A 21,537-nucleotide genomic window follows, 5' to 3' on the forward strand; every position below is an offset into this window, starting at 1 on the left:
GACCAGCAGGTATTAGACCCGTACTGCGTAATCTCAGATGAACGTGCCTGCCGTCTTTGCTGGCATGTCCGCTTTGGGTCGATATCGGACAATCGAGTTTTCTCATAATTCTTAAGAAGACAGTATCTTAATGAAAAGAGGGTGTCACCTCTCACGAGCGTGCACGCATGCAGCTTTTACTGAATTATGGTTCGAGGGTAAGTAACAAAGAATCAGCAGTAAGGGAGTCAGCGTCCAAAACAGTTCAGTTTTGCCCAATGAGAGCCAAAACCAAAGTATGGGCTGGGGTATGGGCTGGTTAAATTACAGACACAAAAAAGCCGCTGAAATCAGCGGCTTATTCGTGATACTTGGCGGAGGGACAGGGATTCGAACCCTGGATAGGCTATTAACCTATGCCGGTTTTCAAGACCGGTGCATTCAACCGCTCTGCCATCCCTCCGGCTTATGGGTGCGTATACTAACAGCTTCTCCTTGTAAGTCAACGCCTTTTGAATAAATTAGTAGAGCCTTAAACCGACGCGGGTAATCATGCCAACCTCCATTTCGCTGACGACCCAGTGGATACCATGCCAATCTACGTCGTCACCGACCACAGGGTGACCGCCGACTCTGAGAGAGACGAACTCTGCGAGCGTCATCTCCTGCTCGCCGGGGCTCAGTGTCAAGCCATAGGCTTGGGCGATATCCTGCATTTGGGCGTTGCCGTCCAAGGTAAAGGTGCCAAAGAAGGCGCGTTCTTGTTTGAGCTTGGCATCGCCATTGAACAGTCGGTTGAGCGCGACCAGGTCTTCCGTACGACCAATCACACAGATTACATCGCCAAGTTTCAACCGGGTGCTGCCCTTGGGATGCAGCATGACGTGATTGCGGAACAGCGCCGAAATCAGCGCACCCGAGGGGAAGCGCAGCAATCGGATTGGAACGTCTTCAAGGTCTTCGTTTTCGACGACATAAACGAACATCTCAAAGTCGTTATCCGGGAGGATGCCCAGTGGACCGCGACGGTTGGGCGTGGTACCCGCGGGTACTTCTACTTTCAGCCAGCGGGCCATGAGGGTGAGAGAGCCGCCTTGAATCAGCAGCGACATCAGCACCACCGCAAAGGCGACATTAAAGTAGAGCGACGCGTTTTCGACTCCGCCAATCACTGGAAAAATGGCGAGCACGATCGGAACGGCTCCGCGCAGGCCGACCCAGGCAATGAAGAGGGTTTCGCGCCAACGGAATTTGAAAAAGGGTTTAATGCTAATCAAGACGGCCAGCGGGCGAGCGACGAAGATCAACGCCAACGCAACGAAGCCAGCGGGCAGGGCCACGTCCCAAAGCTGGCTGGGCGTCACCAGCAATCCCAGCACCAAGAACAAGCCGATTTGGCTCAACCAGGCCAAACCATCGTGTACGGGCAGGATGAAATTGAGGTGGCGGCCTGGCTGATTACCAATCATCAGGCCCGCTAGATAAATCGCTAAAAAGCCGCTGCCTCCCAGCACGCTGGTCAACCCGAACACGCTAAAGCCAAGTGCCAACGCCAGCATGGCATAAAGACCAGGTGCCAAGTCCAGCCAGCGGAGCAGTTTGGCGCTAAGCCATCCGCCCCCAATGCCGACTGCCAACCCAATACCAAACTGAGAAATGAAGAACAGCAACGTTTCGCCGACACCGCCGATGTCACCGACCAGCAGCTCTACCAGCATCAGTGTTAGAAAGATCGCCATCGGGTCGTTGGTACCCGATTCGATTTCCAGCGTCGCCCCTACCCGTTCGTTAAGGTTCACTCCCCGCCCGCTCAACATGGAGAAGACCGCCGCAGCATCGGTAGATCCGACGATGGCACCTACCAGCAGCCCTTGCACCAAGGAGAGATCAAATACCCACATGGCGATGACGCCAACGATGGCGCTGGTAATGAAGACACCGAACGTCGCCAGAGAGAGCGCAGGACGAAACCCGACTCGGAACGTTTTAAGACGCGTGCGCAACCCACCGTCGAGCAGAATCATGGCGAGCGCTAGATGGCCGATCGTAAAGGCCATGGAATAGTCATCGAACTCGACGCCTAGCAGTCCTTCCTCTCCGGCCAACATCCCTAGGCCCAAGAAAATCAGCAGTATCGGTACGCCCACCATGGAAGAGAGACGACTCGCGAGGATGCTGAGCGCCATTAGGGAACCACCCACCAGGAAGAACGTATAAATTGCGTCCATGTCTCTCCATCTCTACATTAATGCCGTTCTATTATTGCATGTCGTTGCTGAATTTACTGAGCGTGTTCGCTAGGTTTATGCAAGGGACTAGCCAGATGCTTTGCCTGACAGCTAAACTCCGCCGTCCTACCATCGGGAGTTGAGGTTATGTTGAACGCTTTTTGGCGTGAACGTTCATTAATAGCTCTGTCATGGGTCCTTATTTTATTATTTTCATTTTCAGTGACTTACGCAAACGAAGAGCGTGAAGCAGAGATCACTGAGCCGCCGCTCTCTTTGGATAGCACCGTAAGACTACCCGAGGGGCTGTGGCCTGCCGATGACGACCGGGCAATAGAGGCACTCGAAGAAGCTCCCAGCATGGCAGTGGTACCGCCCCCGCCCCTTGATCCGCCACCGCTCAAACAACTTACGCTGATGCTAGATTGGTATTTGAGCCCACAGCATGCGGCGCTTATCGTGGCAAAAGAGCGCGGACTGTTCGCCGCCCAAGGCTTGGATATCGCCCTATCGACCCCAGCTGACCCATCCATTGCCATCAAGCTTTTGTCAGCCGGCGAGGTCGATTTAGCCCTGACTCGCCAGCCGCTTCTGCATCTACATGCCCATGAAGGGGCGCCCATCGTCCGTATCGCCACGTTGATCGAGACACCGCTCAACGCCGTGATCGTGGCGGGCGAAGCGCCCGCACCTGCCAACGTCGAGGACACCCTGGCCGACCTGCACTACGGCTTTTCTACCCGCGAAGGGCGTGACGTGCTGGTAGAGCGACTACTGCCACGCTCGGTGCGCCAAGTGGATGACTTCGTTGCGCCCGAAAGCGTGCATTTCGATGCCGCTGATGCCCTCCGTTCGAGCAGAGTCGATGCCGTGGCGGATGGTTTTTACCACAGCTTGCCCGCGCAACTGGCGGCCGATGGCATCGTCACCCACACCGTTCGCTACAGCGAGCTAGATATCCCCCGCCACGACGGACTCATTCTCGTAGCTAACAGCGATTCCGTGGCTCGTCGAGCCACAACGTGGTCGCGGGTACTGTTGGCGGTGGAAGAAGCCAGCAATTGGATGATCGAGCACCCGGACGAGGCGTGGTCGCTATTGGTTACGACTCACCCCGTGCTGGATAATCCCATTCATCAAACCACATGGGATGATCTGCTTCGCCGCGTCGCGCTAAGCCCGGCGGCGCTGGATGAGCGGCGCTATGCAGCGTTCGAGCGCTATTTACAAAACGCTGGTGCGATCTCTGACGAGCTTCCTGTAGCGCGCCTCGCGGTGAATCCACACCTTCTCATGACGCGTTGACCCACGCTTTAGCTACCTGCCACATCCATAACGCGCTGGAGCTCTATGCACGATACCCCACTAGTGTTTATCGATATCGAAACCACCGGCACTCGGGCCACCCGTGACCGGATCACCGAAATCGCGGCACTGAAGGTAGTGGACGGTGACGTCGTCGACCGGTTTGTCTGCTTGACTCATCCTCAGACCAGTGTGCCCGCCCATATCAGTCAGCTCACCGGCATCTATGATGACATGCTGGCCAACGCCCCTACGTTTTCTGACATCGCCGAGAAGCTGCTGGCATGGCTCGGCAGTGCCTGCCTAGTCGCGCATAACGCGCGATTCGACGCTAGTTTCTTACGTAACGAGTTCAAACGCGCTGGCCATCGCTACCAACCTTCGGTGATATGCACGCTGCGCCTTGCAAGACGCTTACACCCGACGCTGCCCACGCATAACTTGACCGCCCTGCTGGCCCATTTCGATATTCCTCGGGCACGTCAGCACCGCGCCGAAGACGATGCCAACGCGCTATGGGAGCTATGGCTAACCTGGCGACGCGAATGTGAAACGGAGCGTTTTCAGGCGGCCCTTACCGACGAACAGCGCCATCGCAGTCTGCCAGCGCAGCTCTCCAGCGATCAGCTCGCCGATTTGCCTAGTGCCCCCGGCGTGTATCTTTTTTACGGGCATAACCGTTTGCCGCTCTACGTGGGTAAAAGTGTCAATCTGCGCAGTCGAGTGCTGGGTCATTTTCAGCGCGACCATCAAGACGATAAAGAAATGCGTCTTGCTCAACAGATCCAGCATATCGAGTGGGAAGAAACCGCGGGAGATATGAGCGCTCAGCTACGCGAAGCGCAGCTCGTCAAGACGTTGATGCCCATCATGAACCGCCAGCTACGCCGCCAAGGGAGTCTGAAAGCGTGGTACTGGCCGAGCGATGCCCTTTGCCCCACACTGGTGAGCGGCAAGGCCATCAGCCAGCCTCAGCCGGGCAAGCTGTTCGGTCTATTTAGGAGTGCCAAAGAGGCCAAAGAAGCGCTACGCAGCGTGGCCGAAGAGCACGGCCTTTGCCCTCGCGTATTGGGCCTGGAGAAAGGCAAAGGGCGTTGCTTTGCGCAACAGCTAGGCAAATGCCGTGGCGCGTGCTGTCAGCAGGAACCGCTGGAAGCGCATAGCCTGCGCGCGCAGCGAGCACTGGCCAAACTGCAGGTGAGCGCATGGCCGTGGCCAGGCCGTATCGTCATCCGTGAGCAGAGCCGCCGAGGCGGCCCCATTGCGTATCATGTGGTCGACCATTGGTGCTACTTGGGGAGCGCCACGACCCACCGCTGCGCTCAAGCGCTGACGGAGGACACGCCACAATTCGACATGGATACCTATCGCATCCTCAACCGCTTTTTGAGCGCGCCCGACCAGCACGGCCTTACGATTGCGCCGCTATGAAAGCATCGATGGCTTGCTGAAACGCCTCGGGCTGGTCGGCGTGTAGCCAGTGCCCGGCGTTTTTGAGGGTGACGAGCCGGGCTCGCGGCAGCACCTCACGCAGCGCGGGCAGCATGTCGTCACTGACGTAGTGAGAGTCGGCGCCGCGCAGAACTAACGTTGCCCCCTCGAACGGGACATTCCCATCGGGCTTGCCGATGATATCCTCGTAGCCGCGCTTGATCTCGTCTAGCCCCACCCGCACGCCCATCACGCCCTGCTCGTCTCGCACCAGGTTGGTGGCGAGAAAGAGTCGTGTGGGCCGTGAATCGACATGCTCCGCCAGCAAGGCATCCGCTTCACGCCGATTGGTAGGCTGACCTTCGCGCACCTGCTCAAGCGCGGCGAAGACGTCGTCATGGCCGTGCTGATAGGCCACTGGGGCGATGTCGGCCACCATCAGTGAGAGACAGCGCTGTGGGGCTTGGCGGGCCAGCGTAATGGCCACCTTGCCGCCCATGGAGTGCCCTAACACGTGGGCTTGCTCGATGCCCAACTTATCCAGCGCGGCTAACACGTCCTGGCTCATGGCCCGATAGCTCATGCCTTCGGCGTGGGGAGAACGTCCGTGGTTTCGTAGGTCCACCGCGACCACCCGACGCTTTCGCTGCCACACTTTCAAGTGAGAGCGCCAATTGTCGGCGCTACCGAGCAAGCCATGAATCACTACCAGCGGCTGGCTTGTCTCATCGGCCTCGGCGGGCAGGTCCATCACGTAAAGATCCACGGGGGCACGGTCGGTCATGCTACGTCCTTATCGGTTAAGCGGTTCGCGGTGAGGCGTCGTGTTGTCCCGTCCATACCACCAAGCGACGCGTGAGCCACGCCAGCAGCAGCCCATAAAGCGGCAGGAAGAACAGTAGGCTAATGCTCAGCTTAATAGCGTAATCGACGGCAGCAATTTCTACCCAGTGCTGCGCCATGAAAGGATCAGGACTGTTATAGAAGGCGGTGGCGAAGAAGGCAAACGTATCCGCTAGGTTGCCCAGGATCGTCGAACAAACGGGCGCGACCCACCAAGCCCACTGGCGCAAGCGGTCGAACACCTGCACATCCAGCAGCTGGCCGAGCACGTATGCCAGAAAACTTGCCACTGCAATGCGGGCCACGAAAAGATTCCACTCGCCAAGCGCTTCGATGCCAGCGAAGCTGCCTCGCGGAAAAATCACGGATACGACGTAGGAGACCAGCAGCGCGGGAAACATCACGCGCAAAATAATACTACGCGCAGGTCCTTTACCGAACAGGCGAACCGTCAAATCAGTCGCCAGAAAGATAAATGGGAAACTAAAGGCGCCCCAGGTAGTGTGAAAACCAAATAGCGTGAAGGGTAGCTGCACCAGGTAGTTACTGGCGGCGATGATGGTGATATGGAAAGCGACCATCACCATGAGGCAACGGCGATGCTGAGCGTCGGTTAAAGCGAACATGCGAATTGACCTTTTTTTAATGGAGAGGGGTTAGGGAACCCTCAAAAAAGCGCCATAAGCGCTACTGGGGCGCGCATTATACGCGTTACCAGCAGTAATGAAAGGCAGTGGAACGTATCTAGCCGCCCCACCGCCCCGGCAGCTAGGCTCTTACAGGGCGGTGGCGCGTGCAGCACAGCATTAGTGATCGGTGGGAGTAGCCTGATCAGCGGCACCCACATTGCGTTCGCGCATCGCGGTATGCACATCGTCCAGGCTGGTCGGATCATCGATGGTAGAGGGTATCCCGAAGGATTTACCATCGGCGATATTACGCAGCAGTTTGCGCAATATCTTACCAGAGCGAGTTTTGGGTAACCGGTTGACCACCAGCACTTGCTTGAAACACGCAATGGGGCCTATGTGATCGCGAACCCGCTCGATGAGCTCGGCTTCAAGCGTTGCCTCATCGCCATTAAAGCCATCTTTGGGGATCACCAACCCGACCGGCACCTGACCTTTCAACTCATCGTGAATACCGATTACGGCGCACTCAGCCACGGCAGGATGCGCCCCCACCACTTCTTCCATTTCACCGGTAGAGAGACGATGTCCGGCGACATTGATCACGTCATCCGTACGCCCCATGATAAAAAGATAGCCCTCTTCATCGAAGTAGCCGCCGTCACCGGTCAAATAAAAACCTGGGTAAGCCGCCATATAAGCGCTATGAAAGCGCTGTGGGTCTCGCCAAATGCCTACCAGACACCCCGGGGGGAGCGGCTGCTTGATGACGACACTGCCCTGCTGCATGGCGGGTGCCTGTTCGCCATCGCGATCTACTATTTGCACGTCGAACCCAGGCACGGGGTATGTCGCAGAACCCGCTTTGGTGGGCGCCGCTTCGATGCCTGGCAGGTTGGCAGCAATCGGCCAGCCGGTCTCGGTTTGCCACCAGTGGTCGATCACCGGCACATCGAGCAGGTCGTCTAACCAGTGGAACGTAGGCGGGTCTAGACGCTCGCCTGCCACGTATAAGTGCTGCAAGCTACTGATATCGTACTGCTCTAACTGCTTGGCTTCGGGGTCTTCTTTTTTGATAGCTCGAAACGCCGTGGGCGCCGTGAAGAAGCTTTTCACTTTGTACTCATCAATCAAGCGCCAGAACGCCCCTGAATCCGGGGTCTTAACGGGCTTGCCTTCGTAGACGATGGTCGTGCAGCCGCGCAGTAGCGGTGCATAGACGATATAGGAGTGCCCCACCACCCACCCCACATCGGAGGCGGTGAACATGACGTCGCCGGGATTCAACCCATAGATGGCTTCCATGGAGTAGGCCAAGGCGACGGCGTAACCGCCGGTGTCACGCACCACCCCTTTCGGCTTCCCAGTGGTGCCAGAGGTATACAGTATGTAAAGCGGGTCGGTGGCTTTGACGGGGACACACTCAACATAAAGCGCTTCTGCCTCCAGCGTCTGCCAATCCACATCGCCAGGCTGCAGCTCGACGCGGTGCACATCGCGCTGGTAGATCACACAAGCATCGGGCTTGAAGCTGCTTAGAGAGATAGCTTTGTCGACGATCGGCTTGTAGGGCAGCACTTTATCGACTTCGACACCGCAGGAGGCAGCGATGACCACTTTGGGTTCGGCATCTTCGATACGAACCGCCAGCTCATGGGGGGCAAAACCACCAAATACCACCGAATGAACCGCGCCCAAGCGGGCGCAGGCATACATGGCAATCATCGCTTCGGGCACCATGGGCATATAGATGATCACGCGATCACCTTTGTTCACGCCCAGCTTGGCGAGCCCGCCCGCAACATGCGCCACTCGATCGCGCAGCGCTTGGTAACTCAGCGTTTGTTTTGAGTTGGTGACCGGGGAGTCCCAGTAAAGCGCAGGCTGATCGCCGCGACCTTGCTCGACATGGTAGTCGATGGCGGCGTAGCAGATATTCAGCTCTCCATCGTGAAACCAGCGCGCATGCTGCTGCTCATCGTAATGGAGAATGGTGCTAGGTGGTGTGTACCAGGGCACTCGCTTGGCTTGCTCGGCCCAAAACATGTCTGGATGTTCGATGGCGTGTTGGTAGGTACGCTGGTAGAGGCTCATGGTGACCTTGTGATTATTGTGTCAATGAAAGAGCATCTTTAAAGCAAAGATGGATTGTCGACACTTTATAAAGTAATTCACCAACCCACCCTCATACTATGGGTGTAAACGCGACCAAAGACGCATCCAAACGCCAGTATTGTCGACAACGCACGACCTATTATCATTGATAGAGCGTTAAACCCATATTTGGACAAAAACCCCTAAATTACTGATCATTAAATAACCCAATCCTCGCGACGCGACGATGGCTACATAACCTATAACAACGCTGTCATAACAGTGTAGGCAAGGAGATTTTCATGTCTGCTTCTACGAGCGCCGCTACACGACTTCTGGAACATAATGGTCACGCCATCGAGGCGGGCACGCAATTGCTTAAAGCACTAGCCAACGAAAAACGCTTGCAGATTCTGTGCCTACTGGCTGAGAAAGAATTGTCAGTGACACAAATCAATCAGCAGCTCTCGTTGAGCCAATCGGCCTTGTCACAGCATCTAGCCATCTTACGTCGTGACCAGTTGGTCAATACCCGCAGGGAGTCACAAACCATTTACTACTCTCTGAGCAGTGAAAGCGCCAAGGCGATCATCGCCACCCTGGCGCAACACTATGCGGCGTAGCGCACCATCGCCGCCAGCCACCGATGTTAGCGGCGCTGCCACCCTGCGGCATCGACCACGCCTAGCGCCTTCACAATGGCATGCTCTACCCCCGCCGACACCGCCAACCCCACCTTACGGCTAAGTGTTTTCGGCGGCTCTAGCTTGACGCGGTACACCTGTGCGTTGGCGATCCGCTCCACTAGGTAAGCCTCACTGGTACCGATACTATCCACCAGTTTTTGCTCCAACGCTTCACTGCCATACCAAATTTCGCCTGTCGCGAGCGTGTCGATATCCATCTCTGGACGATGTCGGGAGACATACTCTTTGAACAAACGGTGCGTGTTTTCCAAATCATCGATGAACTTCTCGCGCCCCTCTTCGGTGTTCTCTCCCAGAACCGTCAACGTACGCTTGTATTTACCGGCAGTCAGCAGCTCGACATCGATATCGTTACGTTTGAGCAAGCGGTGGATATTCGGCACTTGCGCCACTACACCAATCGAGCCGATCACTGCAAATGGTGCGGCTTTGATGTGACTGGCCGTGCAGGCCATCATATAGCCTCCACTAGCAGCCACTTTGTCAATGCACACCGTCGTCGTCAGACCCGCTTCTCTGAGCCGATCGAGCTGGGCGGCTGCTAGGCCATAGGCATGTACCAGACCGCCCGCTGATTCGAGCCTGACGATGACTTCATCATCGCCACTGGCTACGTCGATCACCGCAGACACTTCCTGGGCAAACCGTTCCGCCTGAGACGCTTTGATATCGCCATGAAAGTCCAAGACCCAAACGTTTTGTTGCGATGAACTGCCACTATGACCTTGTTTGGCTGCTTTTTGCCTGGCCTTCTCCTCCTGACGAAACGCTTTGATGAGCTTTTTACGCGCCCCTTGGACGGTCGTCGTCACACGCAGACGGCGCTGGCGTGCCCGACGCTGATCATTGAGCGACTCGACATGCAGCTTCAGGCCATGTTCGCCAGTCTCTTTGCTGCGCATAACGATGATCAGCAATAGCGCGACGGCCCCCATGATCAGCGTGGTTTGCAGTAAGAATGTGCCCATTTCCACGACCCACTCAGCCATCGTCACTCTCCTCTGCTGTGTTTGAAACGTTTGCTTTTTTGTTATCAATCAAGCCTGCTTTTGGCGTTAGTTACCGCAGGCTTGATTAAAACAATTGTTTGAAATAATCTCATCCAAACATGGTACGTTAATGACACCACTCACACTTAGGAACGGTCCTATGTCATCCACCACACTTGATAAGTTGCAATCTCGCTTTAACCCCGAGGCGGCCAAAGGGATGCACGAAGTCTTTCAGTTTCACTTCGCCGATGCGGGCAGTCACTACTTGGATATCCAGGATGGTACGCTCGGCGTGCATGAGGGCGAGCACGACGATCCGTCGGTCAGCCTGAGCATGAGTACGGACACGCTGAAGGGCATCATGAACGGTGAGATCAATGGCATGACGGCGTTCATGACCGGTAAATTGAAGGCCACCGGTAACGTCATGCTCGCCACCAAGCTGACCAGCCTGTTCCCCAGCCAATAAACACGTCCTACTCGCGCCACCTTGCTAAATGCGTTTCAATCAAGTCGCGAGAAATGGAGTAAGGCGGCGGCAGCGACGGAAGCTGCCGCGGCGAGAACCATGCAGCATCGCTAATCTCTACACCATCGATCCGAATGCGCTTTGTCGTGGCCTCGGCAAAAAAACCCAGCATGAGCGAGTGCGGAAAGGGCCACGCCTGACTATGGTGATATCGTAACCGATCCACGTGCACCCCTACCTCTTCGAAAATTTCTCGATGCACGGCCTCCTCCGCAGACTCTCCCGGTTCGATAAAACCGGCCAACGTGGAGTAGCGCCCGGGAGGAAAGCGCGGACTGCGCGCTAGCAGCATCGCCTCACCGCTGGTGACCAGCGTAATGATACAGGGCGAAATGCGCGGATAGTTACGGTGCCCACAGGCGTGACAGTGCATAGCAAACTCGGCTTCGAGCTTGGTGGCTCTTTCTCCGCAACGTCCGCAATAACGGTGATTCTCCAGCCAAGCACCCACTTGTAGTGCCGTCGACAGCAAGCTAAACCAAGATTCGGGCAACTGTCCCAGCCACTGTCGCCCCTCTATCCAGTCGTCGCCGGGTTGGGTTTCCACCAGCAGTGCCACCGGTTCATCGTACCAATAGCACAGTGGCTGCATCTGCTCAGTCCATGGTTGGAGAGGCTGCAGCGGCGATAGCTCACTCTTGATAGGCGCAGGCGCAATGTAACTGCGAGAGACACGTATCACACGCCCCTCTTTGACATGATGGGGGATTTGGCGCTTAAGCATCGGCAGCGGATCCGTCTAGCCAGCGCAACTGATGCGCCTCACATTTGGCCTGATGAGCTGCCCGCTCCTCTTGGGTGGGGCGAATGACACGCAGTTGCCCAGGCGACAGTGATAAGCGACGCACCGAAAGACCTTCGTTCGCTTCATTCTGCTGACGCTTGTCACTGCCGCTATCGGCATCCAAGGTCAGCGCCGTTTGGCCGCCGGTCATAGCCAGATACACATCGGCCAGTATTTCGGCGTCTAGCAAAGCGCCGTGAAGTACGCGGTGTCCATTGTCGATATCATAACGTTTGCACAATGCGTCGAGATTATTACGTTGCCCCGGGTGCATTTCACGCGCCATGACCAACGTATCGAGGATTCGGCAATGGTCTCGCACCGGTCCGAGCGCGGGTGCCCGACGGCGTTTGTTGAGCATGCCAAGCTCGTGATCGATGAACCCAACATCGAAGGGGGCATTGTGAATGACCAACTCGGCCCCTTCGATGAACGCCCAAAACGCATCGGCGATCTCAGCAAATACAGGCCCGTTCGCTACTTTAGCATCATCGATGCCGTGGACCGCGACCACCTCAGCGTCGATATGGCGCTCGGGATTGATGTACTGATGGTAAGTCCGTCCGGTAAAACGACGATTGACCATCTCGACGGCACCAATCTCCACTAAACGGTGCCCATCTTTGGGATCGATACCCGTCGTTTCCGTATCTAGGATGACTTGACGCATGCCGCTCTCCTTTGATGTTCATCGATGGCTTCGTTGGCCAGCTCATCGGCACGCTCGTTGCCTGGATGGCCGCTGTGCCCTTTCACCCAGTGCCACACTACGCGATGGCGATGCGTCTCTTCATGAAGCGTTTTCCACAGTTCGGCATTTTTGACAGGCTGCTTGGCCGCCGTTTTCCAGCCGCGTTTGACCCAGTTATGAATCCACTGGGTAATGCCCTGGCGGACGTATTGCGAGTCTGTCCATAACGCAACGCTGCAAGGCTTGTTCAAAGCACGCAGTGCCATGATCGCTGCTGTCAACTCCATGCGGTTGTTGGTGGTCTCGGCCTCATAGCCTTTCAATGTCTTTTGATGGGGTCCGCTTTCCAACACGACTCCCCAGCCGCCTGGGCCCGGATTTCCTCGACAGGCCCCATCGGTATACACCGTTACCTGGGGCAGCCCCTCGGCTGCTTGCTTACTCACGTTCACTATCCTTTTTTAAACGACGCTGGCTCTTCGAGTGGCTCCAGGGAGCGCCCGTCCGCGTAGCGCCCAACGAAGAGGGCGCGATCGGAGCACTTAGACCAAATTTGACGCGCTGAACGGGGGCATGACGCTGGCGTCGTTGGGCTTGAATCATATAACTTTCGCCCAGCGGCAAATTATGCCGCCTCCCCCAAGCCTCCCAGCGCACACCGCAAGCTGTACTGAGTGGGCCACGAAAACAGCAGTAGTCTACGCGCTCAACCTCAAAGTCGACAAATGCCAACCAATCCTTTAAACGGTTCGCCGAACGCCTGTGGCCGTTCCAGGGAAAGGCCGTTTGTTGCTTGCGCCAGCGCTGTGTTAAGCCATTCAAACCGAGCGGGTTGAATCCAAACAGAACCAGAACGCCATTATCCGCCGTTACGCGAGCCGCCTCCCGAAGGGTATGGTGAGCCTCATGAAGGTGTTCCAGCCAGTGGTGAATGACCACCGTATCCAGGCAACGGTCAGGCAGTGCCCATTGATCCGGCGGGCACACCAACGAGGCATCGCTCTCTGCCAAGGCGCGGCTGGGAGCCCAGCGAATCGGGTGTGTAATCAATGACATACCCATCATTGCTGGCCCCATGCCCATTTCGAGACTGTGGCCGCCTTTGCGGCCTTCTACCACAGGGCCCAGGCAGGCACGTTGGGTTTCCCAAAGCGCTCGGCCTGCATCGGATTGCCAGTAAGCCTGCGCGCAGGTCAAGCGCTGCGCCAAGCTGTCGGCTTTTGGCGAATTTGACATAAACGGCGCTTCCCTCCACAGTAACGGCTTTTTAACGTCTATTTGTATCAGTTTTGCGCGCGACAGCGCATGGTTTGACTTTACGCATTTTTAGCATTCAAAGGATCTCGCCCATGATGAGCGTGACACCGATACCCGCCCTAAGCGACAACTATATTTGGCTCATAAGACAAGATACCAGTCAAAGCGTTTGCGTGGTGGACCCCGGTGAAGCAGCGCCTGTCATTGACATCCTCGAACGTGAGGCGCTCACCCTAGACACCATACTGATCACTCACCATCACCAGGATCACGTTGGCGGTTTGGATGCGCTCATCAAACGCTACTCTCCTCGCGTCATTGGCCCCGACAACCCTGACATCCAAGGAATCGACGTTCGCGTGAGGGACGGTGATCAGGTGCGCATCATGGGTCGCCTGTTCGATGTCATGGCGACACCGGGACACACTCTTGACCACATTAGTTATTTCGCTCCCGGCATTCCCGCCTTGCTTTTCTGCGGCGATACGCTGTTTTGCGCAGGCTGCGGGCGCCTGTTCGAAGGCACACCCGAGCAAATGTTCAGCTCATTGAATCGTTTAGCGGAACTCCCCGAGGATACACTGGTCTTTGCAGCGCATGAATATACGCAAGCGAACCTGACGTTTGCACGTGCTGCCGACCCTGACAATGATGCTGTGACATACGCACTGCAGGAGTGTGAGAAGGCACGGGCATTGGACCGGCCGACGTTACCCAGCACGATAGGACGCGAGCTGACGATCAACCCCTACTTGCGCGTGGGCACCGACAGCGTGCGCCAAGCGGCGGGATGCCAGGGGTCTAACGATGACAATCTCGCTACGTTCACCACTCTTCGGGAGTGGAAGAACCGTTTTTAAGAACGCTATCGACTAGAAACGAACTCGACTATGACCTATCGAACGATTCGCCAGCGCTTATTGTTAAGCGCTGGGAGTACCGTAGTAATGGGCCTTTTTTTGGCCGCTGCAGCCAGCTCACAAGCATCTGCCACCGATCCAAATCTGACCTATACCACCGTCAATGATGCCGTGGCGAATAATGGGAACGAACGCACCGCACGCTTCCAGCCCACTGCGCTGCATCACCACTTCTGGGAGTCGCTGGTACTGGAGCCCCAGGATGCGTGGAGCTCGCTACGCTCGAGCTTCCAGTGGCAGGATAAGAACCTTCCCGCCGATGCTCAATCCAGAGTCGATGAATGGATCGAGTACTATCGCTCTAGCCCGGAAAACATCGCGGCCATTACCGAACGTGCCACACCGTGGCTCGCTTGGATTGCTCAACAAGTGAGCGACCGCGGCTTACCCGGTGAAATCGCTCTGATTCCATTTGTCGAGAGCTCCTTTGACCCTAGCGCACGAAGCCATCTCGGTGCAGCCGGCTTATGGCAGTTCATGCCCGGTACGGGTGACGCATTGGGGCTAGTACGTAATGGCAACTATGACGGCCGATTGGATGTGGTCACTTCGACGGAAGCAGCGCTGGATTATCTGGAAATGCAGGCCGATGAGTGGTACGAGGGAGATCTGATGCTCTCGCTAGCCGCTTATAATGCGGGCGCAGGCACTGTTAACCGTGCCCAGCGCCAAGCACAGAGTCAAGGGCTAGCTGGCAAATATTGGGACCTATCACTGCCCCATGAAACCATGCAGTACGTACCCAAGTTAAAAGCCATTGCCACCATCATCAACGAACCTGACAAGTATGGCGTCAAACTGCCGGACATCCATCCAGATCCTGCCTTTGCCAAAGTGCAGCTGGAGCAGCCCGTCAGCTTGGCACAAGCATCCCAACTATTGGATGTCAGCCAATCAGCGCTAGCCGAGCTAAACCCTGGTCTGCTCAATGGCAGCCTCGACCCACGTAGCGCGCAGACGCTCCTGGTGCCAGAAGAGGTAGATACGCAGGTATTAGCTCAGCTTTCGCAAGCCAACGACACGACGCTGGCCTCGACCGCTACCCCAGAGGTGCATCGCGTCGAGCGAGGGGATAATCTGTCAACGATTGCTGCCCGATATAACGTTGATCAGCAAGACTTAATCCGCTGGAATGCTATCGAGCGCCCCGAAGCCCTTCAGCCTGGGCAGCTACTGTCACTCTCGGATCAGTAGCAGAGCCGATAGCACAGTCATACACGGGCATTATAACGTTGAGGCAAGGTTACAACAGGAAGTTTACCGATGGCACGCAGCGTCATGCTCAAAAAGACGGGATTATTGATCAGCACACTGCTGCTGAGCTGTTCGTTATGGGCCTCGGAAGAGATGCTTGGCAGCGCGCCCAGTACCGTCCCGGTCGAGACGGTACATGGGCTATCGCTTTACGATAGCCCGGCGCTACCCGAAGATTTCGCCTACTTCCCCCACGTCAACCCTCAAGCGCCCAAAGGTGGCTCCATCACTCACACTGCGGTCGGCGGCAGCTTCGACTCGACCAATCCCTTCATCATTCGCGGTACGCCAGCCACCGGCATCTCGCAAATCTATGACACATTGATGGCGAGTAACCCCAACGAGCCTTTTAGCCTTTACGGCCTGTTAGCAGAAGGCGTGCGTTTGGATCCGGAGCGTCGCTGGATCGAGTTTGACCTGCGCGAACAAGCCCGCTTTCAGGATGGAGAGCCCCTAACCGCTTACGACGTCGTTTTCTCTTTCGACCTTCTTCGCGAACAGGGCAACCCTTTTTATGCCAGCTATTACGCAGGCGTCGAGCAAGTCATCGCGTTGAACGAGCATCAGGTTCGCTTTGAATTCAATGACACCGACTCTCGAGAGCTGCCCCTGATCGTGGCGCAGCTTCCCATCCTACCCCGACATTATTGGGAGCCTCGTGATTTTAGCGCTCCGACGCTTGCCGCTCACCCTGGCTCAGGACCATACCGTATTAGTGAGGTAGACCCTGGGCGTCGCATCGTTTATCAGCGCGACGAAAACTATTGGGGTAAAGACCTGCCCGTCAATATCGGGCGCTATAACATCGATCGGGTCATCTACGAGTACTACCGGGATCGGGACATTGCCTGGGAAGCGTTCAAAGCGGGCCTCACTGATTTTCGTATCGATGCGCGTGCCGCCACCTGGGCCATCGGCTACGATTTTCCTGCTTACCGTGACGGGCTAATCGAGAGGATTACCGTACCCGACGTTAACCCATCGATGATGCAGGCGTTCGTTTTCAACCTGCGTAAAGAAAAGTTTCAGGACCCACGTGTACGAGAAGCCTTGAGCCTGACGTTCGACTTCCCCTGGCTCAATACCAATATTTTTTACAACACTTACGCCCGAACCGAGAGCTTCTTTCAAAACTCCGAAATGGAGGCGGTCGGCATGCCTTCCGATGAGGAACTGGCGCTACTACAGCCATACCGTGATGAGCTTTTGGCGTCACATCGATCAGACAGGCTGTTTACGGCGCCCTTACCCATCGATCACCCGGTTGAACTACGCGAGCGGCTGCGGTTGGCGTTAAGCCTGCTTCGTGAGGCAGGCTACCGCGTTGAGGAGGGGGTACTGGTAGATGATCAGGAGCGCCCCCTCTCCCTCGAAGTGCTCCTATATGATTCAGGGCTGGAGCGCGTGGTACAACCGATGTTACGCAACATGGCACGCCTAGGCATCCAGACGTCCATGCGCATTGTCGATATTAACCAGTACCTTAACCGGGTGCGGGATTACGACTACGACATGGTCATTAGCCACTTTCCTCAATCCAATAACCCTGGGAACGAACAACGCGATTACTGGACCAGCGCTGCCGCCGAAGCGCCACAGAGCCGCAACCGTATGGCGCTGGCCCATCCAGCCGTCGACGCATTGGTGGAAGAGATCATTCGAGCCGATGACAGGGAATCACTGGATACGGCCACCCGCGCCCTTGACCGTGTGCTACGTTGGGGCTTTTATGTGATTCCGCATTACCACTCTGGCGAGACACGCATCGCCGTGTGGGATAAGTTTGGCTACCCAGAACCTTTTCCTGATTACGCCATGGATCTCGATGCTTGGTGGGTAGATACCGAACGTGAAGCGGCGCTTCAGCGACGCAATCGCCGCCGATAGGCAAGCCTGCCCCGGGGTGAGTTTGAACGAATGCTGCCAACCATCGCTGATAACCAGCGCCGATAACGCTTGCCGACAACCCTCCTTGTTGTCGTCCATTCATGGAGTGCACTGTGGCTCGCTATACCTTACGCCGACTGCTACTAATGATTCCGACGCTGTTCGGTATCATGCTGCTCAACTTCATGATCGTACAAGCCGCGCCAGGCGGGCCGATCGATCAAATGCTGGCTCGCTTCGAAGGTGCCAATGCCATGGCCAGTACACGCTTGGACATGGGCGGTGCGGATGTTCAGATCAATGATGATTCCCGTGGCGCACGGGGCATCGACCCGCGCTTCATCGAGCAGCTCGAACAGCAGTTTGGTTTCGACAAACCTGCCCATGAACGCTTCATCAGCATGATGACGGACTACCTAACCTTTGATTTTGGCACCAGTTTCTTTCGTGATCGTCCGGTGATCGATTTAATGATAGAGCGGCTCCCCGTGTCGGTGTCACTCGGCCTATGGACCACCTTGCTGGTCTACCTGATTTCCATTCCTCTGGGCATTCGCAAAGCGCTACGCCATGGCTCGCGTTTCGACGTTTGGACATCGGGGCTGGTGATCGTTGGCTACGCCATTCCCGGCTTTCTATTCGCCATTCTACTCATTGTTCTGTTTGCTGGGGGAACCTATCTAGATTGGTTTCCGCTACGCGGGCTAACCTCGCCAGACTTTGACGACCTGTCGGCATGGGGCAAGATAAAAGACTACTTCTGGCATATCACGCTGCCCGTTATCGCGGCCTCAATCGGCAGTTTTGCCACCCTGACCATGCTGACCAAAAACAGCTTTTTGGATGAAATACATAAGCAGTACGTGCTCACCGCACGCGCCAAAGGTGCCGATGAGCAACGCGTGCTCTACGGGCACGTGTTTCGTAACGCCATGCTGATCATCATCGCTGGGCTGCCATCAGCCATGATTGGTATTTTCTTTACCGGTGCGCTGCTCATCGAAGTGATTTTCTCACTGGATGGCCTTGGTCTGCTTGGTTTCGAGGCCGTCATGCAGCGCGACTATCCGGTCATCTTTGGCACGCTCTTTCTCTATACCGTGATTGGCCTGCTGCTCAAACTGGTATCGGATCTTACCTACGTGTGGGTCGACCCGCGCATCGATTTCGCGTCGAGGGAGTCTTGATATGTGCGCAATCACCTCTCGCCTATCGCCCATCACGCTTCGGCGACTCGCCGCGTTTCGCGATAATCGCCGCGCGCGGGTTTCGCTGTGGCTGTTCGCCGTTCTGTTTATCATCAGCTTATTCGCCGAGCTCATCGCCAACGACAAACCCATCGTCATGCAGTACGACGGTCAGTGGTACGTGCCGCTATTGGTCGATTATCCAGAAACCGAGTTTGGTGGCTTTTTACCGACCCGCACGGATTATCTAGACCCCTTCATTCAGCAACAGATTAGCAACCACGGTTGGGCGCTCTGGCCCCTCATTCCGTTCTCTTACCAAACGCTGGATATGCAGATGACGCGCCCGTCCCCTGCACCGCCGGACCGCCGCCACTGGCTAGGCACCGATGACCAAGGCCGCGATGTCTTGGCCCGCGTTATTTACGGCTTCAGGCTCTCTGTGGCGTTCGCGCTGGTATTGACGGCGGGCTCGCTGGTGATCGGTGTTATCGCAGGCGGCGTGCAGGGCTATTTTGGTGGCAAAGTCGACTTGATCGGTCAACGGATCACCGAAATCTGGTCGGGACTGCCGGTGCTGTTTTTGCTGATCATACTGGCAAGCTTCGTACAGCCAGGCTTTTGGTGGCTGCTAGGTATCATGCTGCTCTTTTCCTGGCTGGGGCTGGTCGACATCGTGCGCGCCGAATTTCTGCGCGCCCGCAACCTGGAGTACGTCCGCGCCGCAAAAGCCATGGGGTTGCCCTCTCGCCTGATCATGTGGCGCCACGTGCTGCCCAATGCAATGGTCGCTACCCTAACGTTCATTCCGTTCATTTTTACCGGCGCCATTGGGACCCTAACGGCACTGGATTTTCTAGGTTTTGGATTGCCACCCGGGGCCCCGTCGCTCGGGGAACTCGCCGCACAGGGCAAGAACAATCTGCATGCGCCGTGGCTTGGCATCACCGCCTTCATGACCCTAGCCATCATGCTGTCTCTGTTGGTGTTTATCGGGGAAGGCTTGCGCGATGCGTTCGACCCGCGCCACGTTAAGCAGCGTCCCTCTACTGTCCAGGAAACGACTCATGTCTGAGCCAACCCCACAACCGCTGCTGACACTCGATGGACTCACGGTGGCCTTTGATGGCAAGGTCGTTGTAGATGACCTTTCACTTTCGGTAAACCCGGGTGAAACGCTCGCGATCGTTGGCGAGTCTGGGTCAGGAAAGTCGGTCTCTGCGCTGGGTGCCATTGACCTATTGCCCAGCAATGCAGAAGTGCGCGGTCGACGTTGGCTAGAAGGCACCGATCTAACACAGCTAAGCAAACGTGACTGGAACGGCATTCGCGGCAACCGCGTGGGGTTCATTTTTCAGGAGCCGATGACGTCACTCAACCCTCTGCATCGCATCGGCAAGCAAATTGGCGAAACCCTCCGACTACACCAAGGCCTAAATGGCCAAGCGGCCCGGCAGAGAGCCAAAGCGCTTCTCGAGCAGGTCAAGCTGCCTCGGCCAGAAGAACTTCTGGACGCTTGGCCCCACCAGCTCTCCGGTGGCCAGCGCCAGCGGGTGATGATCGCCATGGCGATTGCTAACGACCCTGCACTATTGATTGCAGACGAACCGACGACCGCGCTGGATGTGACCGTGCAACAGGACATCCTCGCGCTACTCAAAGAGCTACGTGACCGTCACGACATGGGCGTATTGCTGATTAGCCACGATCTGAATCTGGTCCGTCGTCATGCCGATCGCGTTTGCGTCATGTACCAAGGCAAGTTGCAGGAAAGCGGTCGAGTAGAGGACGTGTTTCGCCGACCGCAAAGCGATTACACTAAAACGTTGATTGCCGCTGAGCCTGAGGGCCGCCCAGCCGAACCTTCGAACACTCACTCTTTGCTGACCACTCGACAACTCCGGGTCAGTTTCGCGCGCCCTAAAACACGCCTATTCCAGCGTCAGCCGCCCGCATTCGAAGCGCTAAAAGCCACTGACCTCACCCTTACACCAGGTGAAACACTAGGCATCGTCGGCGAGTCGGGATCTGGAAAGACGACCCTTGCCTCCGCCATCATGCGCTTGGTAGCGAGCCAAGGCGACGTCAAGCTGGGCGACACGACGCTGAGCCAGTTCACTGGGGAAGCGTTACGCCGTCAGCGCTACCGTTTTCAAATGGTGTTTCAGGACCCATATGGCGCCCTATCTCCCCGTATGCCCGTGTTCGATATCATCAGTGAAGGGTTACGCTTTCACTTCCCAACGCTGAGTGAGATGGAAGTGACCGAGCGAGTTCACCGCACTCTCAGTGAGGTCGGCTTGCCAAAGAGCTGCGCCGACCGCTACCCTCATGAGTTTTCCGGTGGCCAACGACAACGCATTGCCGTCGCTCGAGCGATCATTTTAGAGCCGGAGCTTCTTGTGCTGGACGAACCCACTTCTGCGCTCGACCGTACCGTGCAAAAGCAGCTCGTGGTGCTACTACGCGACCTTCAAGCACGCCGCCAGCTCAGCTATTTGTTCATCAGCCATGATCTCGCCGTGGTGCGCGCCATGGCTCACCGAATCATGGTGCTAAAAGATGGCGAAGTGATCGAACAAGGGAACTGCCTAGAGGTCCTGGCCGCCCCTCGCCACCCCTATACCAAGGCCCTTATCGAAGCGGCACACCTCTACTAATACGTCCCTTTTGTCGTTGGTTAACCGTTTAGTCTGTCATTTTTAAAAGGTGACGTTGGCTTTGAGAAGCGTCAACAATTAAGATAACGGTATAAAAAAGCACGCACTAAAACGCTGCCTTCAGCAGTATGCTGCGGGCAGCGTTCAACAGCGAAATACT

General features: G+C 56.3%; 18 protein-coding genes, 1 tRNA gene and 1 pseudogene. 10 read left to right on the top strand and 10 right to left on the bottom strand.

Annotated features, from left to right (window positions below; genetic code table 11):
- Positions 1-351 precede the first annotated feature (351 nt).
- Positions 352-442: transfer RNA gene (locus MHM85_RS14215), tRNA-Ser, on the bottom strand.
- A gap of 58 nt (positions 443-500) precedes the next feature.
- Complete coding sequence (locus MHM85_RS14220) at positions 501-2,207, bottom strand: potassium/proton antiporter (protein ID WP_239286335.1); 1,707 nt, start codon at positions 2,205-2,207, stop codon at positions 501-503.
- Between the two features lie 222 nt (positions 2,208-2,429).
- On the opposite strand from MHM85_RS14220, the gene MHM85_RS14225 reads away from it, so the two are divergent.
- Positions 2,430-3,512, top strand: coding sequence for an ABC transporter substrate-binding protein (locus tag MHM85_RS14225; protein WP_343218260.1), 1,083 nt, complete (start codon positions 2,430-2,432; stop codon positions 3,510-3,512).
- A gap of 45 nt (positions 3,513-3,557) precedes the next feature.
- Complete coding sequence (locus tag MHM85_RS14230) at positions 3,558-4,943, top strand: exonuclease domain-containing protein (protein WP_219863696.1); 1,386 nt, start codon at positions 3,558-3,560, stop codon at positions 4,941-4,943.
- Here the strand turns inward: MHM85_RS14230 and MHM85_RS14235 are convergent.
- The 3 genes and pseudogenes from MHM85_RS14235 to MHM85_RS14245 all read right to left on the bottom strand — a co-directional run.
- Positions 4,924-5,727, bottom strand: coding sequence for an alpha/beta fold hydrolase (locus tag MHM85_RS14235; RefSeq protein ID WP_139527667.1), 804 nt, complete (start codon positions 5,725-5,727; stop codon positions 4,924-4,926). The two genes, MHM85_RS14230 and MHM85_RS14235, sit on opposite strands and share 20 nt — an antisense overlap.
- Positions 5,728-5,743: 16 nt before the next feature.
- Entirely contained in the window at positions 5,744-6,412 is a 669-nt protein-coding gene (locus tag MHM85_RS14240; protein ID WP_139527669.1) for a 7-cyano-7-deazaguanine/7-aminomethyl-7-deazaguanine transporter, read from the bottom strand.
- A 180-nt stretch (positions 6,413-6,592) separates the two neighbouring features.
- A pseudogene (locus MHM85_RS14245) lies at positions 6,593-8,515 on the bottom strand (propionyl-CoA synthetase); the annotation flags it as partial.
- A 296-nt stretch (positions 8,516-8,811) separates the two neighbouring features.
- Here MHM85_RS14245 and MHM85_RS14250 point away from each other — a divergent pair.
- Positions 8,812-9,132: a metalloregulator ArsR/SmtB family transcription factor gene (locus tag MHM85_RS14250; protein ID WP_139527673.1), complete on the top strand. Its 321-nt coding sequence runs from the start codon at positions 8,812-8,814 to the stop codon at positions 9,130-9,132.
- Between the two features lie 26 nt (positions 9,133-9,158).
- On the opposite strand, the gene sohB is transcribed toward MHM85_RS14250, so the two are convergent.
- Positions 9,159-10,205, bottom strand: coding sequence for a protease SohB (gene sohB / locus MHM85_RS14255; RefSeq protein ID WP_219863694.1), 1,047 nt, complete (start codon positions 10,203-10,205; stop codon positions 9,159-9,161).
- A 160-nt stretch (positions 10,206-10,365) separates the two neighbouring features.
- On the opposite strand from sohB, the gene MHM85_RS14260 reads away from it, so the two are divergent.
- A complete protein-coding gene (locus MHM85_RS14260) occupies positions 10,366-10,677 on the top strand; it encodes an SCP2 sterol-binding domain-containing protein (RefSeq protein ID WP_139527677.1) in 312 nt (103 codons plus the stop codon).
- A 7-nt stretch (positions 10,678-10,684) separates the two neighbouring features.
- On the opposite strand, the gene nudC is transcribed toward MHM85_RS14260, so the two are convergent.
- From nudC to MHM85_RS14280, 4 genes are read right to left on the bottom strand one after another with little or no spacing between them, the layout of a single operon-like run.
- Positions 10,685-11,461, bottom strand: a complete 777-nt coding sequence (nudC, locus tag MHM85_RS14265) for an NAD(+) diphosphatase (RefSeq protein WP_139527680.1) — start codon at positions 11,459-11,461, stop codon at positions 10,685-10,687.
- Positions 11,454-12,191 (bottom strand): DNA polymerase III subunit epsilon, encoded by a 738-nt coding sequence (dnaQ, locus tag MHM85_RS14270; protein WP_239286336.1) that lies wholly within the window; start codon positions 12,189-12,191, stop codon positions 11,454-11,456. The genes nudC and dnaQ overlap by 8 nt, the downstream gene beginning before the upstream one ends.
- On the bottom strand, positions 12,173-12,658 hold the full coding sequence (gene rnhA / locus MHM85_RS14275) for a ribonuclease HI (protein WP_219863692.1): 486 nt from the start codon (positions 12,656-12,658) through the stop codon (positions 12,173-12,175). The genes dnaQ and rnhA overlap by 19 nt, the downstream gene beginning before the upstream one ends.
- Positions 12,651-13,448 carry a methyltransferase domain-containing protein gene (locus tag MHM85_RS14280; protein WP_219863690.1) on the bottom strand — a complete coding sequence of 266 codons (798 nt, stop codon included), beginning with the start codon at positions 13,446-13,448 and terminating at the stop codon, positions 12,651-12,653. The genes rnhA and MHM85_RS14280 overlap by 8 nt, the downstream gene beginning before the upstream one ends.
- A 113-nt stretch (positions 13,449-13,561) precedes the next feature.
- On the opposite strand from MHM85_RS14280, the gene gloB reads away from it, so the two are divergent.
- The 6 genes from gloB to MHM85_RS14310 all read left to right on the top strand — a co-directional run bounded on the left by gloB (position 13,562) and on the right by MHM85_RS14310 (position 21,377).
- A complete protein-coding gene (gene gloB / locus MHM85_RS14285) occupies positions 13,562-14,329 on the top strand; it encodes a hydroxyacylglutathione hydrolase (RefSeq protein ID WP_139527686.1) in 768 nt (255 codons plus the stop codon).
- 30 nt (positions 14,330-14,359) lie between these two features.
- Positions 14,360-15,583, top strand: coding sequence for a transglycosylase SLT domain-containing protein (locus MHM85_RS14290; RefSeq protein ID WP_139527689.1), 1,224 nt, complete (start codon positions 14,360-14,362; stop codon positions 15,581-15,583).
- Positions 15,584-15,652: 69 nt separating this feature from the next.
- Complete coding sequence (locus MHM85_RS14295) at positions 15,653-17,530, top strand: extracellular solute-binding protein (protein WP_219863688.1); 1,878 nt, start codon at positions 15,653-15,655, stop codon at positions 17,528-17,530.
- Positions 17,531-17,643: 113 nt separating this feature from the next.
- Positions 17,644-18,717 (top strand): microcin C ABC transporter permease YejB, encoded by a 1,074-nt coding sequence (locus MHM85_RS14300; RefSeq protein ID WP_139527693.1) that lies wholly within the window; start codon positions 17,644-17,646, stop codon positions 18,715-18,717.
- A 1-nt stretch (position 18,718) separates the two neighbouring features.
- Complete coding sequence (locus tag MHM85_RS14305; RefSeq protein WP_219863686.1) at positions 18,719-19,792, top strand: ABC transporter permease; 1,074 nt, start codon at positions 18,719-18,721, stop codon at positions 19,790-19,792.
- A complete protein-coding gene (locus tag MHM85_RS14310) occupies positions 19,785-21,377 on the top strand; it encodes a dipeptide ABC transporter ATP-binding protein (RefSeq protein ID WP_219863684.1) in 1,593 nt (530 codons plus the stop codon). Before MHM85_RS14305 ends, MHM85_RS14310 begins: the two co-directional genes overlap by 8 nt.
- Positions 21,378-21,537: the final 160 nt, after the last annotated feature.

Source organism: Halomonas sp. McD50-4 (assembly GCF_022348135.1).
In the GTDB taxonomy this organism is placed as follows: Bacteria; Pseudomonadota; Gammaproteobacteria; order Pseudomonadales; family Halomonadaceae; genus Vreelandella; species Vreelandella piezotolerans.

Coding starts and splice junctions, on each gene's coding strand:
- gloB (WP_139527686.1), top strand. CDS start 13,562: ATGATGAGCGTGACACCGATACCCGCCCTAAGCGACAACTATATTTGG.
- MHM85_RS14240 (WP_139527669.1), bottom strand. CDS start 6,412: ATGTTCGCTTTAACCGACGCTCAGCATCGCCGTTGCCTCATGGTGATG.
- MHM85_RS14250 (WP_139527673.1), top strand. CDS start 8,812: ATGTCTGCTTCTACGAGCGCCGCTACACGACTTCTGGAACATAATGGT.
- MHM85_RS14280 (WP_219863690.1), bottom strand. CDS start 13,448: ATGTCAAATTCGCCAAAAGCCGACAGCTTGGCGCAGCGCTTGACCTGC.
- dnaQ (WP_239286336.1), bottom strand. CDS start 12,191: ATGCGTCAAGTCATCCTAGATACGGAAACGACGGGTATCGATCCCAAA.
- MHM85_RS14260 (WP_139527677.1), top strand. CDS start 10,366: ATGTCATCCACCACACTTGATAAGTTGCAATCTCGCTTTAACCCCGAG.
- nudC (WP_139527680.1), bottom strand. CDS start 11,461: ATGCTTAAGCGCCAAATCCCCCATCATGTCAAAGAGGGGCGTGTGATA.
- MHM85_RS14310 (WP_219863684.1), top strand. CDS start 19,785: ATGTCTGAGCCAACCCCACAACCGCTGCTGACACTCGATGGACTCACG.
- sohB (WP_219863694.1), bottom strand. CDS start 10,205: ATGGCTGAGTGGGTCGTGGAAATGGGCACATTCTTACTGCAAACCACG.
- MHM85_RS14220 (WP_239286335.1), bottom strand. CDS start 2,207: ATGGACGCAATTTATACGTTCTTCCTGGTGGGTGGTTCCCTAATGGCG.
- MHM85_RS14230 (WP_219863696.1), top strand. CDS start 3,558: ATGCACGATACCCCACTAGTGTTTATCGATATCGAAACCACCGGCACT.
- MHM85_RS14235 (WP_139527667.1), bottom strand. CDS start 5,727: ATGACCGACCGTGCCCCCGTGGATCTTTACGTGATGGACCTGCCCGCC.
- MHM85_RS14305 (WP_219863686.1), top strand. CDS start 18,719: ATGTGCGCAATCACCTCTCGCCTATCGCCCATCACGCTTCGGCGACTC.
- MHM85_RS14290 (WP_139527689.1), top strand. CDS start 14,360: ATGACCTATCGAACGATTCGCCAGCGCTTATTGTTAAGCGCTGGGAGT.
- MHM85_RS14295 (WP_219863688.1), top strand. CDS start 15,653: ATGGCACGCAGCGTCATGCTCAAAAAGACGGGATTATTGATCAGCACA.